Raw genomic sequence first — 12,694 nt, 5'->3', positions numbered from 1 at the left:
TGCTTTCTATGGCTTGTAACCACGATGCACATCGCGGTTCGGCGTCAGGGCGTCTGGCCAGCCATAGAAATGTTCATACGCCGCCAGCGCGAGGCACAGGACAACGATCCCCAGTACGAACTTGACCTTTGCCGGACTGGGTGGGTTCTGCGCCCAGCGGGCCATTTTGAGCAACCAACGGGTATTCATGGCGCAGGTGTCACGTCCCGGTAAACCGCACCTTGCCGATATAGGGCAGGTTGCGGTTACGTTGTGCATAATCAATCCCATAACCGACAACGAATTCGTCGGGTATTTCGAACCCGGTCCAGTCTGCCTTGATCGGCGCTTCGCGGCGCGACGGTTTGTCCAGTAATGCAATCGTCCGCAGCTTGCGTGGTTTGCGGTTGTTCAGCAGCGTCAACACATGGGCAAGCGTGTGCCCGGTATCGACGATATCCTCGACGACCAACACATCGCGCCCTTCAATGTCGCCGCGCAAGTCTTTGAGAATACGAACTTCCCGACTACTCTCCATCGCGTTGCCATAGGAGGAGGTTTCGACAAAATCGACCTCGACGGGCAGCGGCAATTCTCGGACCAGATCGGCAATAAAGACGAACGAGCCGCGCAGCAGTCCAACGACGACCAGCTTTTCGGTGCCTGAAAACTCCGTCTCGATCTCGCCCGCCAGTGTTTCGATCCGCGCGGCGATGGATTTGGCAGAAATCATCTGGTCGATCACGTATGGTTTGTCGCTCATGCAGCCCCCTTGAATTTCCGGGTCCAGTCTAAGACAACGTGAACTCCTGTCACGCGAAATCCGAGGCGCAATTGACCAGCCACTCTGAAACCCGCCAACTGCCATACACCGCGCAGCAGATGTATGATCTGGTGGCTGATGTGGCGCATTACCCCGAGTTCCTGCCGTGGACCGCAGCCGCGCGGATACGTTCTGTCACGCCTCAGGATGATGGGAGTGAGGTGATGACCGCTGATCTGGTGATCAGCTTCAAGGTGTTCCGCGAACGGTTCACCAGTCGCGTCGTTTTGCGCCCGGATGCGCTGACGATCGACACGGAATACTTGGATGGCCCGTTTAAGTATATGATTTCCAAGTGGGGTTTCACCGATACCGACGCTGGCTGTGATGTTTCGTTCGAAGTTGATTTCGAGTTCCGAAATCTCTTGTTGCAAAAAGCGGGTGGGCTATTTTTTTATGAGGCGATGCAACGGATCGTACGCGCATTCGAGGCGCGCGCCGACGCCCTTTACGGCTAATTCGGCGCGCGCTGGTTTGCTCTCTTTATCGAACTTGCGGCATTAACTGGACATGTCGTAGGCGCGGTCGCCATGAGAGCTGAGGTCCAGACCGTTCGTCTCGGATTCGGCATCGACTCGCCGTAGTGTGACTAGGCTGACCAGCTTGACCAGCACGATGGTCACAATGACCCCAGTTGCGCCGCCCAAGTGCCGGCACCAAACACGGCGACCATAATCGTGCCAAAGATGCCACTGCGGCGGAGATATGCGTGACCGTAAGCGCCATCGCTGCCCCGTCATCGGCAGCCAGTTGCGAGCCACCGTTAAAGCCGAACCACCCGACCCAAAGCATCGCGGTGCCAACGATCACATAGTCAGGATTGTGCGTTGCCGTGGTCTGGTGACGCTGCGGACGAAGCTAGCAATTTGCCACGTGCCTGATTGCTGGGCGCGACTGGAGGGATATGCCGAAAACTGCGCCGAACTTAGGACGCGGCACGCAACAGCAATGTAAGCGCATGAGCGCAAGCGGCCTGCCGAACAGCTGTGCGACCAAGTGGGCCGAACTCCTGCGTTTCGACGAGGACGGCGGGCATACCTGCGCGCGCAATGCCAAAGCATACGCGACCTTCGGGCTTGTGATCCGATCCACCGGGACCGGCGACACCTGTGATCGAAACGGCCAGTTCTGCATGCGCATGTGTCAGCGCGCCAGTGGCCATCTCGGCGGCGACCTGCTCGGAAACGGCACCATAGCGTTCCAGTGTGTCCTGCAAAACACCAAGCATCTCTATTTTTGCGGTATTTGAATAGGTTACAAACCCTCGTTCAACCACGTCCGAGCTGCCGGGAATATCCGTGAGGGCCGCGGCGACCATACCGCCTGTACAGCTTTCTGCGGTGGTGATCCGCAGCCCGGCCGCGCGTGCGGCGTTCAAAACAGCCGCGGCGTTCACAATCCCAAAACCCCGTGGCTAATGGCCGCAAACAGGATGACACCAACAGCGGCAAAGATGCCCGCGATGACATCATCGAGCATCACGCCCAGCGGATCGCCACGCCGATCTGCCCAACCCACAGGGCCGGGTTTGGCAATGTCAAAAAGCCGGAAAAGAGCAAAGGCCGCGATCCAGCCCGGCCAAAGCGCAGTAATTGAAGCACCAGCGTGCCATGCGCCGAATGACAGCGGCAGCAGCGCGATCCACTGGCCCACGACCTCGTCTATGACAATCTCAGAAGGATCGTGATCATCACTTCCGCGCGTAACCTGAGTTGTGGCCCATACACCTTTGATAAATCCGGATATAATCGCAATTAATAGTAACCATGGTCCGCCAATCACGTGGATCAGCCAGCCCAATGGTAACGCGGCCAGAGACCCCCATGTGCCCGGTGCCGGGCGCAAATGTCCAACACCGCAGACGGTGGCGATAAGGGCGGCAATTTTCATGGTTTTATCAACAAGGCAGTTGCGATTGCGGCAATGCCTTCTTCGCGACCGGTAAAGCCCAATCGTTCTGACGTGGTGGCCTTGATCGAGATGCGGTTTGGCGCAAGGTCCGTCATCTCGCCCACAACTGACTGCATCGCTGCGGCATGCGGGCCGATTTTAGGATGTTCACACACAAGTGTGAGATCCATATTGCTGATCCTAAAGCCTTTTTCTGTTGCCAGTTCAACCGCGTGGCGCAAAAAGATATGGCTTTCGGCACCTTTCCACTGCGGATCACTGGGGGGGAAGTGGCGACCAATATCACCCTCGGCAAGGGCACCATAGATCGCATCCGTCAGCGCGTGAAGCCCGACATCTGCATCAGAATGCCCTTGTAACCCGCGATCATGCGGTACCGCGATGCCACAGAGCATAACGTGATTTCCGGGACCAAAGCGATGCACGTCATAGCCATTACCGATGCGAATATCCATCTGTCCCCTCAGGTGCATCTCTGCGCGCGCGAAATCGCTTGGATGCGTTATTTTCAGGTTGGATTCATCACCCGGCACGATCACCACGTCAAGCCCGGCGGCCCGCGCAATGGTGACGTCATCGGCGGCAATGTCCGGATGGTTCCGGTGCGCCGCGAGTATGGCCGCAAACTCGAAACCCTGTGGCGTTTGGGCACGAAAGAGTCCGGTGCGATCTTGTGTGCCAACTACACGATCATTTTCCCCGTGCCAGAGCGCGTCCGTGACGGGCAGCGCCGGGGCGGCGGCGACCCCCAGCGCGTCTAGCACGGCATCAATCGTTTCAGGTGAAGTGCAGGGGCGGGCAACATCATGGATCAGAACGTGGGTCACATCGCTGCTGGCCAGATGCTCCAGCCCGTTTCGCACGGATGCGGTGCGCGAGGCATCTCCGGTTACAGCCTCGATGCCGCGCGTTTCCGGCCAGTCAGGCAGATCATCGGGATGCAGTACGAGAACGACTCGTGAAATGCGGGGGTGCGAGAGGAAAAGAGAGAGAGCCCAATCGATCACGCGCCGGTCTGCCAGCGGTTGCCACTGCTTTGGCACTGGCCCGCCTGCGCGGGTGCCACGCCCGGCGGCGACGATGATAGCGGCGACTTTCATACGGCGTGTGATAGCCCGGCCGGTCCAGCCAGCGCAATGGGGCTGTTGAGCGCCTAAATTTTAGGCAATTCTGCCAGGGATCGTGCAAATATACCCTGTGTTTGTTGTGATACTAAACCCAGACAGGTAAAACGACCACATTGCACAAGGATTGAGCATTTGCACCTGACGCTACCGAATATGACCCTGACGCCACCAGTCCTGCTGGCACCATTGGCCGGAATCACCGATTTGCCCTTTCGCACGTTGGTCGCGGGCTTTGGTGCAGGGCTTGTTGTCAGCGAAATGGTCGCCAGCCAAGAGATGGTACAGGCAAAGCCGGGCGTGCGCGAGCGCGCTGAACTGGGTTTCGGTCAAGAGGCAAGCGCAGTGCAGATTGCCGGGCGCGAGGGCTATTGGATGGCCGAAGCTGCGCGCATGGCCTGCGCGAATGGCGCGCGTCTGATCGACATCAATATGGGTTGCCCGGCCAAGCGGGTGACCAGCGCCAGTGGCACAGGCGCTTCTGGTTCGGCCTTGATGAAAGATCTCGATCATGCGCTCAGCCTGATTGACGCAGTCGTGGCTGCCGTCGATGTTCCGGTCACGCTCAAGACCCGGTTGGGGTGGGATGACACCCTGATGAACGCACCCGAGTTGGCCCGCCGGGCTGAGGGGGCAGGGGTCAAGATGATCACGATCCATGGGCGTACGCGGTGTCAGTTTTACAAAGGCAGCGCCGACTGGGCCGCAATCCGAAAGATCAAGGATGCGGTGCGCATCCCTGTTATCGCTAACGGAGATATCATTGATGAGGACACCGCATGTCGTGCGTTGGACCAATCCGGGGCAGATGGTGTGATGGTCGGTCGCGGCGCGCAAGGGCGGCCCTGGCTGTTGGCTGAAATCGCACATGAGCTTTTTGGTGCGCCCGCGCCGGTGGTTCCGCAAGGGCCGGAACTGATCCAGATGGTTTCCAACCATTACGAAGCAATACTTGGCTTTTACGGGATTGACCTAGGACTACGTGTCGCGCGCAAGCACTTGGGATGGTACTTGGACGGTGCTGAGGTAGGAATAGAGATGCGTCGCCGCATCCTGACCAGCCGCGCGCCCACAGATGTCCTGCGTCTGCTGCCAGAGGCGTTGAGTACGCCGCAGGAGGCTGCTGCATGATCGATGGGGACGATGCAATCTGGACTTCGCTGCCGGTGCCGGGGCTGATCCTCGACACGAGTGATCGGATTGTCCGGATCAATCCCGCAGCCGAAGGGTTTCTGAACTCTTCTGCCAAGGCGGTTATCGGCGTACCCGTCTGGGACATCTTGATGGTCGACGCGCCTCTGGAAGAGGCATTCGCCCGCGCCCGGCAAATCGGAACGCCGTTGTTTGTCAATGATGTGGATATCGGCACCGGTAGCCGGGCACCGTTACAGTGCAATCTTCAAATTGCACCGCTTGGCGGGTCACCGGGGCACATGCTGGTGTTGGTGTCCCCGCGCGAGTTGGCGGGACGGATGACACAGAACCATTCCGTGAAATCTGCGGCCAAGTCGGCAATCGGCATGGCCGAAATGATGGCCCACGAGATCAAGAACCCGCTGGCGGGAATCACTGGCGCCGCGCAATTGCTGTCTATGGGGCTGTCGCCCGACGACCTTGAGCTTACCGATCTGATCGTCAGTGAAAGCCGTCGGATCGTTGGTATTCTCGATCAGGTAGAGCAGTTCGGCAATGTGACAGCCCCGCGGTTGCAACCGGTGAACATCCACGATGTTTTGGATCGTGCCCGGCGTTCTGCTTTGCTGGGATTTGCCGCCGACATGACTGTGATCGAGGCCTACGATCCATCGTTGCCATCTGCCAGCGGCGATCCTGATCAATTGCTGCAAGTGATTCAGAATCTGTTGAAGAACGCTGCCGAAGCAGCAGGTGGGCAGGGGGGCACGATCACCTTGCGTACCTATTACGAGCAGTCCTTGCGGGTTCGCGGCTCTGATGGCGCGGGGCGGTCATTGCCCTTGCAGATAGAGGTCATCGACGATGGTCCCGGTCTGCCTGCTGACATCGCGGACGACGTTTTCGATCCGTTCGTCTCCGGCCGTGAAAACGGCACCGGCCTCGGCCTCGCGCTTGCGGCCAAAATCATTTCTGAAATTGGCGGCTGGATTTCGGTCAGTTCGGTTCCGGGACGAACGATATTCCGCATTTCGCTGGCACGCGCGCAAACCACTGATAAGGAGAACGGCTGATGGATGGCACGGTTCTGGTCGCCGATGATGACCGTACAATTCGTACGGTCCTGACGCAGGCACTGACTCGCGCGGGATGCAAGGTGCATGCGACCTCTTCGCTGACGACGCTGATGCGCTGGGTGGCTGAAGGGCGCGGAGATGTTGTGATTTCGGACGTGATCATGCCGGATGGTAACGGATTGGAGATGCTGCCGAAGATCGCCGAAGACCGGCCCGGCATGCCGGTCATCGTGATATCCGCCCAGAACACCATCATGACGGCTATTCAGGCTGCCGAGGCAGAGGCGTATGACTACCTGCCCAAGCCCTTTGATCTGCCCGATCTGATGAAGCGCACTGCGCGCGCGCTGGAGAGTCGGCGCAGGAGCGGCGGCCGCGTTGACAATGATCGGGTGGACCGCCCGGAGGATTTACCGCTTATCGGTCAGACACCTGCAATGCAGGCGCTGTATCGCGTCGTGGCCAAGGTGATGAATGCCGACTTGCCGGTACTGATCCGCGGCGAGTCGGGTACAGGAAAATCGCTGATCGCACGGGCGATCCATGATTTTTCGGATCGCCGCACGTTGCCCTTCATCACCGTAACGCCTGCAGATTTGAATGACCTTGAAGGACCCGCACGTATCATGGCGCGCGCAAAGGGCGGAACCATCGTACTGGACGAAGTCACAGATCTCGACGATGCGGCGCAGGGGCGCGTGGTGCGTATGATGGACGCGCCGGGCGATCACCTGCCGCGCTTCATGGCAACAAGCCAGTCCCGACTGTCACAACCCGGCGAAATGCGTGATGATTTGTACTATCGCTTGGGTGGGGCCGTGATTGATGTGCCCGGTTTACGTGAACGCGTTGATGATATTCCGTTACTGATCACGCATTTCTTGCAAAAATCCGAACGCGACGGCGCGTCTGGTCGCCGTGTGTCCGAAGCCGCGCTGACGACGCTGCGCAATTACAGCTGGCCGGGCAATGTTCGCCAGTTGGAGAATGCAGTGCGACGCATGGGGTTGACCGCGCGCGCGGATGAGATCAGCCGCGACGAGGTCATCGCGGTATTGGGGAACCAGCCCGCCGCAGAGCCGGTGATGGGGCAGGGCGATTCTGAACGGTTGGCCAGTTCGGTTGCGCAGCATCTGCGGCGCTATTTTGATCTGCACGGTGCGATGTTACCGCCCGCTGGCCTGTACCCGCGTATCCTACGCGAAGTGGAGTTGCCGTTAATCGAAATCGCGCTTGAGGCAACGGGTGGAAATCAGGCAAAATGCGCCGATCTGCTGGGCATCAACCGTAACACTCTGCGCAAGAAGATCACCGATCTGGATATTCGCGTGACTCGTCGGCGCAAGTTGATGTAAAACCGCAACATACCTGTGGCGCAAAAGGGGCACTGTCCGTTTTCGCCACAAGATGTTGTGGTGTGCTATGCCAGCATGCCTCAGAGACAGGGGGGGACCGGTGGCAACCGGGACACGCAAAACCACGTGGGATCGGATCGTCCGGCTGCGGCGCTGGCAACGTTTTCAGAACGTTGCGACGCTGGGTCTGGTCGTTTTGGGGCCAGTTCTGGCACTGGTTACGTTCCTTGTAATGGGACCGCTCGAACAAGGTGCGCAATCCAACGTACTGCGCATCGTGCTGTTGTCGGACCTGATTTATGTCATCATCGTTGCAGCGCTGGTTCTGCAACGTGTGGTGCAGATGATAGCGGCACGCCGCGATCAATCGGCGGGTTCACGTCTGCACCTGCGCCTGACCGGCGTGTTTGCAGTGATGGCGCTCCTGCCCACGGTTACTGTCGCGGTTTTCGCAACGCTTTCTGTCAACATGGGGTTAGAGGCGTGGTTTTCCGATCGTGTAGGGCGCGTGGTCAGCAACTCGGTTGCTGCGGCGGAGGCGTATGAAGAGGAACACCGGCGCGACCTGATCACCGATGCACAAGTTCTGGCATCGATCATAAATGCGACCAAGCGCGCGACCGTGTTTCTGGATGATGGTGACATCCGCAAAGTGCTGTCGGAGGGGCAGCGCGAAATCCAGCGTGGCCTGCGCGAGGCTTTTGTGATTGACGGAACGGGCGAGATCCGTGCCCGTGGCCAAAGTTCGTACCTCTTTGATTTCGAGGAACCGACTCCAGAACAAATCAAGCGCGCGCTGGATGAGGATGTGATCGTCATTCAGGATTGGGACAACAACGAATTTCGCGCGCTGTTGCCCTTGCGGACCATTCCCGACCGGTTTCTCTATGTCAGCCGCAACGTGGATGGTGACATCCTGAACCTGCTGGACGAGACCAAGGAAACGGCCGTTTTCTATCAACAACGTGAAAGCGAACGGGGGCGGGTTCTGTTTGAATTCGGCCTGTTATACCTAGGCTTTGCCGTCATTTTGATTCTCGCTGCTGTGTGGCTGGGTCTGTGGTTCGCAGAGCGGTTATCGCGCCCGGTGGGACGTCTGACCAGCGCTGCACAGCGTGTCGGTGCCGGCGATCTGGATACGCAGGTCCGAGAGGAAGACGGCAACGACGAGATCGCGCAACTCAGTACATTTTTCAACCAGATGACCCGGCAGCTAAAGGCGCAGCGCGCCAAGCTGCTAAGCAATACCGAACAGGTAGAGCGCCGCCGCAGGCTGTTTGATTCCGTGCTCGGTTCGGTTTCATCGGGCGTTGTCGGACTAGATGCCAAAGGGCGTGTCACCTTTGTGAACCGCGCCGCTGAACGGCTGCTTGACTGGCAGGAAGACCGGCAATCGGTCGACCTGTCCGTAGCAGTGCCGGAATTTGCCGACCTTTTTGATCGCCTCCGACGCAGTGCGGCCGATTTTGTTCAGGACGAAGTCCGCGTGACGCGGGGCGGCACGCAAGAGCATCTGCTGTTGCGCATTTCCACCCGCCGCAGCGAATCTGGCCGACGCGAGGGGTATGTGGTGGCCTTTGACGATGTAACCAATCTGGTCAGTGCACAGCGTATGGCGGCATGGGGCGATGTCGCGCGGCGCATTGCGCATGAGATCAAGAATCCGCTGACGCCGATCAAGCTGTCGGCAGAACGCACCCAGCGAAAATTCTCCAAGTTGCTGGAGGAAAAAGATGCGGCCGATCTTGCGCAGTTGACCGGCGTGATCGTTCGCCAGACAGATGATCTGCGCCGCATTGTCGATGAGTTTTCCAAATTCGCCCGCATGCCCGAGCCACAGCGCAAAGCCGAGAGCCTGACGCGTCTGATACGTGAGGCCACGTTGTTACAAGAAGCCGGGCAGCCTGACGTGCGGTTCGAGACCGACTTTGCCGATGGCGATTTGTGGGCCGATGTAGATGCAACCATGATCAGTCAAGCTCTGACGAATTTGATAAAGAATGCCGGAGAAGCAACGGAAACCATTGTGGAAAAAGGGTGTGACCCTGAGGGGTTTAAACCAACCATCAGGATTTCAAGTTGTCGCAACGCAGGTCGCGCCGAACTGCGCATCGCCGATAACGGCGTCGGCCTGCCGGAGGACAGATCACGATTGTTTGAGCCATATGTGACGACCCGCGACAAGGGCACCGGATTAGGCCTGCCGATCGTGAAGAAGATTATCGAAGAACATGGCGGCAAGTTGGAACTGGTGGATGCCGATCCGTTTTCCGACGGGGCGCATAGGGGGGCGATGGCAGTCATCACCCTTGATTTGACAGTAGCGGACAGCGGCACAGGTCATGCCGCAGAGGCAGTGTGAGGGGACCCATGAACGATATTCTGATTGTAGACGACGAGCGTGATATTCGTGAGCTGATCTCGGATATTCTGGAGGACGAGGGATATTCCACTCGGCTGGCGGGGAATTCGGACGACGCGATGGCAGCGATTGCAGAACAGCCCCCGGCATTGTTGATTTTGGATATCTGGCTGAAAGACAGCAACATGGATGGGATCGACATCCTTAAGGCGGTGAAGCGCGACTATCCCGATGTGCCGGTGGTCATCATCTCTGGCCATGGCAATATCGAGATCGCTGTCGCCGCGATCAAGCAGGGTGCCTACGATTTCATTGAGAAACCGTTCAACATTGATCAACTGATGGTCGTCATACGTCGCGGTATGGAAACCAGCCGCCTGCGACGCGAGAACCAAAGTCTTAAACGGCGTGAGACCGGCCCGGCGGACATGCTGGGCGAAAGCAGCGTCTTTCGTTCCTTGGTCAGTCAGTTGGACAAAGTTACACGCTCGAATGGGCGGGTCATGTTGACCGGTCCGGCGGGCAGTGGCAAGGAACTGGCGGCGCGGTATATCCATGTCAATTCCAACCGGGCGGATGCGCCTTTCATCTCAGTCGGGTGCGCATCAATCGAGGCCGAGCGCATGGAAGAGGTGCTGTTTGGACGTGAAAGCGAAGACCGCGGGATAGAGCCGGGCCTGCTGGAAGAGGCCAGCGGTGGTGTGATCTATTTCGACGAGGTGGCGGATATGCCTCCGGGTACACAGTCCAAGATTTTGCGCGTACTGGTTGACCAGCAATTCCTGCGTGTCGGTGGCTCGGAAAAAGTTCAGGTCGACCTGCGCGTGATCAGCTCTACCAGCCATGATCTGGAGACTGAAATTGCGGCCGACAGGTTCCGCCGCGAGCTTTTCCATCGCTTGAACGTTGTACCGATCAGTGTGCCATCGCTGGAAGAGCGTCGAGACGATATTCCCCTACTTGCCAACTACTTCATCGAGATGCTGAACAAAACGCAAGGGTTGCCACTCCGCAAGCTGAGCGGAGAGGCAAATGCGTTGTTGCAGACGATGCCATGGCCCGGAAACGTGCGCCAGTTGCGCAATATGGTCGAACGGGTTTTGATCCTAGGGGAAGGCACAGGCGATATCGAGACACAGGAATTGCCCGGTGAAAGCGCCGTCGGCCCGGACGATGGACGCGTGGTATTGGCCGGGGCGCTCGCTACAATGCCGCTACGCGAAGCACGAGAAGCCTTCGAACGAGAGTACCTGCTGACACAGATCAACCGGTTTGGAGGAAATATCAGCCGCACCGCTGAGTTCGTCGGAATGGAGCGCAGCGCACTACATCGCAAGCTGAAATCGCTGGGCGTGGTCACGTCGGCAAAATCCGGCGCGCGCGTGGCCAAGATTGCAGAGGAGGAGGCGGACGAATAGGCAGGCCAGCACCATCGCTGGCTGTGAATTGATTTGACCCCGCACGCCCCCTCTGCCATGCCTTGGGTCCGGTCAGGGCCAGAGGCTTGAGGTCATATGAAGGTCATCATTTGCGGTGCGGGGCAGGTTGGCTGGCAGATTGCCCGGCATCTGTCGGGCGAACGTAACGACGTTACTGTTGTTGACAGCAACCCCGATCTGGTGCGCCGCGCCACTGATACACTAGATGTGCAGGGACTGGCTGGTTTTGCCAGTTATCCTGACGTTTTGGATCGTGCGGGCGCGCGCGACGCCGATATGATCATCGCCGCGACCTATTCGGACGAGGTGAACATGGTCACATGCCAGGTCGCCCATTCGGTCTTTGCCATCAGTCGCAAGATTGCGCGCCTGCGCAGTCAATCCTATCTGGATGCTATCTATTCCGACCTCTATCGGCGTGATCATATGCCGATCGACGTGGTGATCAGCCCGGAAAAAGAAGTGGCAGAAGCCGCGTTGCAACGTTTGGGTGCCCCAGCGGCTTTTGATACGGAAAAGTTTTTTGATGGCAAAGCTCAGCTCATGGGCCTGCGCCTCGAAGAAGATTGTCCTGTGGTCAACACGCCACTGCGCCAGTTAAGCGATCTGTTTTCGACGCTACGGGTTGTGGTTCTGGCCGTGCGCCGAGAGGGGCGACTGTTTGCGCCGGAGGCCGGAGATCAGCTGTTTGTCGATGACGAATGCTATGTCTTTGCCCCGAACGAAGATATTCCACGCACGCTGGAGGTGTTCGGCAAGAAAGCGCAAAAGCAGGAACGCGTCGTGATCTTGGGTGGCGGCAATGTCGGGCTGGCGGTTGCGCGCGCGCTGGAAACCAGCGGACGGCGTATCCGCGCCAAGATGATTGAACGAAGCCGCGCCCGTGCCGAACATGCCGCCGACGCGCTGGAACGAACCATCGTGCTGAATGGTGATGCGCTAGATAGCACGCTGTTGAACGAGGCAGGCATTTCGCGTGCCGATGCCGTGCTGGCTGTGACCGACGATGACAAGACAAACCTGCTGGCCGCGGTGCGCGCCAAATCCGAAGGCTGCCCCTTTGCCATCAGTCTGGTCAATGATCCGACGCTGGTGCCATTACTTCAGCCTATCGGGGTAGATGCCTATATCAACCCCCGTGCGACTACAGTCAGTTCGATCCTGCGCCATATCCGACATGGGCGGGTGCGCGGTGTCTACTCTATCGGCGATGCCGAAGCTGAGGTGATCGAAGCGCAAGTCATGTCCACGTCTTCCATCGCGGGTGCCGCGATCCGCGATATTGATTTCCCCGAAGGCGTGTTGATTGGCGCGGTGAAGAAGGGGAAGGAGATTTTCAAGCCGACTGGCACGATGCGTATCGAAGAAGGCGACGTCATCGTGATCTTTGCCATGGCATCGGATGTGGCGCGGGTTGAGCAGCTGCTTCAGGTTTCGATTGATTTCTTCTAACCCGATATCGGACCGCTTGCTGCGGTTTCCTCTGATCCT

Annotated in this window: 12 protein-coding genes and 1 pseudogene; 7 read left to right on the top strand and 6 right to left on the bottom strand. The window is 58.4% G+C overall.

Going from position 1 to position 12,694, the window contains the following annotated elements; all coding sequences use genetic code 11:
- Positions 1-6 precede the first annotated feature (6 nt).
- Both N7U68_RS03050 and hpt read right to left on the bottom strand, forming a co-directional pair.
- Positions 7-165: a hypothetical protein gene (locus tag N7U68_RS03050; RefSeq protein ID WP_308446160.1), complete on the bottom strand. Its 159-nt coding sequence runs from the start codon at positions 163-165 to the stop codon at positions 7-9.
- A 34-nt stretch (positions 166-199) separates the two neighbouring features.
- Complete coding sequence (hpt, locus tag N7U68_RS03045; RefSeq protein ID WP_165192201.1) at positions 200-742, bottom strand: hypoxanthine phosphoribosyltransferase; 543 nt, start codon at positions 740-742, stop codon at positions 200-202.
- 71 nt (positions 743-813) lie between these two features.
- Between hpt and N7U68_RS03040 the strand changes: the two genes are divergently transcribed.
- Positions 814-1,260 carry a type II toxin-antitoxin system RatA family toxin gene (locus tag N7U68_RS03040; RefSeq protein WP_165197575.1) on the top strand — a complete coding sequence of 149 codons (447 nt, stop codon included), beginning with the start codon at positions 814-816 and terminating at the stop codon, positions 1,258-1,260.
- 42 nt (positions 1,261-1,302) lie between these two features.
- Here the strand turns inward: N7U68_RS03040 and N7U68_RS03035 are convergent.
- The 4 genes and pseudogenes from N7U68_RS03035 to N7U68_RS03020 all read right to left on the bottom strand — a co-directional run.
- A pseudogene (locus N7U68_RS03035) lies at positions 1,303-1,660 on the bottom strand (ammonia channel protein); the annotation flags it as partial.
- A gap of 67 nt (positions 1,661-1,727) precedes the next feature.
- Positions 1,728-2,198: a CinA family protein gene (locus N7U68_RS03030; protein ID WP_263048188.1), complete on the bottom strand. Its 471-nt coding sequence runs from the start codon at positions 2,196-2,198 to the stop codon at positions 1,728-1,730.
- Positions 2,195-2,692: a phosphatidylglycerophosphatase A family protein gene (locus N7U68_RS03025; RefSeq protein WP_165192203.1), complete on the bottom strand. Its 498-nt coding sequence runs from the start codon at positions 2,690-2,692 to the stop codon at positions 2,195-2,197. Before N7U68_RS03025 ends, N7U68_RS03030 begins: the two co-directional genes overlap by 4 nt.
- Positions 2,689-3,813: a bifunctional 2-C-methyl-D-erythritol 4-phosphate cytidylyltransferase/2-C-methyl-D-erythritol 2,4-cyclodiphosphate synthase gene (locus N7U68_RS03020; RefSeq protein WP_263048187.1), complete on the bottom strand. Its 1,125-nt coding sequence runs from the start codon at positions 3,811-3,813 to the stop codon at positions 2,689-2,691. Before N7U68_RS03020 ends, N7U68_RS03025 begins: the two co-directional genes overlap by 4 nt.
- Positions 3,814-3,972: 159 nt before the next feature.
- Between N7U68_RS03020 and dusB the strand changes: the two genes are divergently transcribed.
- The 6 genes from dusB to trkA all read left to right on the top strand — a co-directional run bounded on the left by dusB (position 3,973) and on the right by trkA (position 12,655).
- Positions 3,973-4,968, top strand: coding sequence for a tRNA dihydrouridine synthase DusB (gene dusB / locus N7U68_RS03015; protein WP_263048186.1), 996 nt, complete (start codon positions 3,973-3,975; stop codon positions 4,966-4,968).
- Positions 4,965-6,044 carry a two-component system sensor histidine kinase NtrB gene (locus N7U68_RS03010; protein ID WP_165192205.1) on the top strand — a complete coding sequence of 360 codons (1,080 nt, stop codon included), beginning with the start codon at positions 4,965-4,967 and terminating at the stop codon, positions 6,042-6,044. The genes dusB and N7U68_RS03010 overlap by 4 nt, the downstream gene beginning before the upstream one ends.
- Positions 6,044-7,402, top strand: coding sequence for a response regulator (locus tag N7U68_RS03005; RefSeq protein WP_165192206.1), 1,359 nt, complete (start codon positions 6,044-6,046; stop codon positions 7,400-7,402). The genes N7U68_RS03010 and N7U68_RS03005 overlap by 1 nt, the downstream gene beginning before the upstream one ends.
- A 100-nt stretch (positions 7,403-7,502) precedes the next feature.
- Positions 7,503-9,764, top strand: a complete 2,262-nt coding sequence (locus N7U68_RS03000) for a sensor histidine kinase NtrY-like (RefSeq protein ID WP_263048185.1) — start codon at positions 7,503-7,505, stop codon at positions 9,762-9,764.
- Between the two features lie 8 nt (positions 9,765-9,772).
- Positions 9,773-11,182 carry a nitrogen assimilation response regulator NtrX gene (ntrX, locus tag N7U68_RS02995; protein ID WP_165192208.1) on the top strand — a complete coding sequence of 470 codons (1,410 nt, stop codon included), beginning with the start codon at positions 9,773-9,775 and terminating at the stop codon, positions 11,180-11,182.
- A gap of 96 nt (positions 11,183-11,278) precedes the next feature.
- Positions 11,279-12,655, top strand: a complete 1,377-nt coding sequence (gene trkA / locus N7U68_RS02990) for a Trk system potassium transporter TrkA (RefSeq protein WP_165192209.1) — start codon at positions 11,279-11,281, stop codon at positions 12,653-12,655.
- Positions 12,656-12,694: the final 39 nt, after the last annotated feature.

The organism is Roseovarius pelagicus, from assembly GCF_025639885.1.
Classification (GTDB): Bacteria; Pseudomonadota; Alphaproteobacteria; order Rhodobacterales; family Rhodobacteraceae; genus Roseovarius; species Roseovarius pelagicus.
Note: the sequence above shows the minus strand (reverse complement) of the source record. Positions and strands in the feature narration are given on the sequence as shown.

Excerpts from the sequence above, each read along its gene's own strand:
- N7U68_RS03050 (WP_308446160.1), bottom strand. The coding sequence starts at position 165 with ATGGCCCGCTGGGCGCAGAACCCACCCAGTCCGGCAAAGGTCAAGTTC.
- hpt (WP_165192201.1), bottom strand. The coding sequence starts at position 742 with ATGAGCGACAAACCATACGTGATCGACCAGATGATTTCTGCCAAATCC.
- N7U68_RS03025 (WP_165192203.1), bottom strand. The coding sequence starts at position 2,692 with ATGAAAATTGCCGCCCTTATCGCCACCGTCTGCGGTGTTGGACATTTG.
- N7U68_RS03020 (WP_263048187.1), bottom strand. The coding sequence starts at position 3,813 with ATGAAAGTCGCCGCTATCATCGTCGCCGCCGGGCGTGGCACCCGCGCA.
- N7U68_RS03010 (WP_165192205.1), top strand. The coding sequence starts at position 4,965 with ATGATCGATGGGGACGATGCAATCTGGACTTCGCTGCCGGTGCCGGGG.
- N7U68_RS03005 (WP_165192206.1), top strand. The coding sequence starts at position 6,044 with ATGGATGGCACGGTTCTGGTCGCCGATGATGACCGTACAATTCGTACG.
- ntrX (WP_165192208.1), top strand. The coding sequence starts at position 9,773 with ATGAACGATATTCTGATTGTAGACGACGAGCGTGATATTCGTGAGCTG.
- trkA (WP_165192209.1), top strand. The coding sequence starts at position 11,279 with ATGAAGGTCATCATTTGCGGTGCGGGGCAGGTTGGCTGGCAGATTGCC.